The following is a 1,395-nucleotide window of genomic DNA, read 5'->3' as shown; positions in this document are numbered from 1 at the left end:
GTCACGGCCCTGAGCGACGAACAGGACGCGGTGAAGGTGGCGACCCTGCACGCCGTCCTCTGGGCCAGCACACGTCGCCTGCGTGCCCTCACCGTGCCTTTGGATCAGGGTTACGCCGTCGATCTGGGCGATCACGTCACCCTGACGCTTCCAGAGCATCCAGACCGCACGCTTTCCGGCCTGGTGGTGGGCGAGCAGCTGCGCCCCGGCGAAGCGACGCTTACTTTTCAGGTGCTGACGGCTTAGATCAAGGACGTCATCCGGCAAAATTAGCGATATCTGCGATCGATCAGGGCTTTTGCAAATCGGAACGAGAATGGAATTAGCAAAGCGCTCTTAAGTAGTAGCGAGTTTGAGAAGAAATTTTTGATGCCAGCCGCACGGGTAGTATCGATAACGAAAAATATTATAGCTGCCAATAAACCGGAACTTACGTAGAACACATCGTATAATGTTGTAACATTCTTGATAATCTTTTTATCCTCGTTTTCCTCACCGACAATCATTTTGAAGATCCACATCGCAATGGATACGAAAGAGATAACCAATAATAGCATATAAACCAAAAGTATTATTTGAACCGGAATATAAACGCTCAAATCAAATTGATTCTTTATTATAGCTTCCTTCCCGCAGGCTATTATCCCCGCGCATATTGATAGCGAAAATATGGATAACCAAACCCAAACGCCAAAGTATTTTATATTTGGATATCTATCAGTAAGCGCCATACGTCGATGTCCCATTATAGTATACCCGTTTGAATATATTTTCAATTTCAGCATTGAAAATATCATCTTCCAATTTATCCAAACGCAAGCGAATACAGTCAACGATATTGCCAATAAACATATAAGAATTATGATATCTTTACTCACAATACTGCACCACATGTAGACAGCGATGGATAGGCAATCCGCATACATGTGCGACGATACGCATATTTCGGTTCTATTCAACATCCACTTCGGCATTGAGGACGACCCACCATGGCCAGACTAGGCGCCTATCCGCGCATTGCGACGCTCGACGGGTCGGAAGTGATCGTGATCGAGCAGCAGGGTTGCACGCGCTCGATGCCGCTTGGCGATATCGCGCCCGCCGTGCCTGAAAAGGCGGCAAGCGGGGTGTTCTTTGCCGATGACGGGGCCACGGTCGGGCGGATCGGTGACCGGCTGTTCATCGGGGCAGCGGCGGATAATCAGGGTCAGCGCAACCGCGATACCACACGCAATGACTGGCTTTCGCAGATCATGGGCTCGACCTCGATCGGGGCCTGGGCCACCTGGACAAGCACATTCGCGGCCATCTCACGCTTCGGGGCCACTGGCATCACGGGCGCGTCGCGCACCTCCGACAGCCAGAAGCAGAGCAGCTATATGGGCTTTGTGCCCT

At 50.8% G+C, this 1,395-nt stretch carries 1 protein-coding gene and 2 pseudogenes; 2 read left to right on the top strand and 1 reads right to left on the bottom strand.

The features are described 5' to 3' along the window. Positions 1-246 (top strand): annotated as a pseudogene (locus P792_RS0119710) (hypothetical protein); the annotation flags it as partial. 23 nt (positions 247-269) lie between these two features. Here P792_RS0119710 and P792_RS32250 read toward each other — a convergent pair. Beyond that, positions 270-731 (bottom strand): hypothetical protein, encoded by a 462-nt coding sequence (locus P792_RS32250; protein ID WP_023979469.1) that lies wholly within the window; start codon positions 729-731, stop codon positions 270-272. A 258-nt stretch (positions 732-989) separates the two neighbouring features. Here P792_RS32250 and P792_RS0119705 point away from each other — a divergent pair. Beyond that, positions 990-1,395, top strand: a pseudogene (locus tag P792_RS0119705) (hypothetical protein); the annotation flags it as partial.

This window comes from Asaia sp. SF2.1, from assembly GCF_000505765.1.
Classification (GTDB): domain Bacteria; phylum Pseudomonadota; class Alphaproteobacteria; order Acetobacterales; family Acetobacteraceae; genus Asaia; species Asaia bogorensis.
The sequence above is the reverse complement of the archived record's forward strand: the minus strand, read 5'-3'. Positions and strand labels throughout refer to the sequence as shown.

What these genes read in the sequence shown, in the direction of transcription:
- P792_RS32250 (WP_023979469.1), bottom strand. Translation starts at nt 731, where the DNA reads ATGGCGCTTACTGATAGATATCCAAATATAAAATACTTTGGCGTTTGG.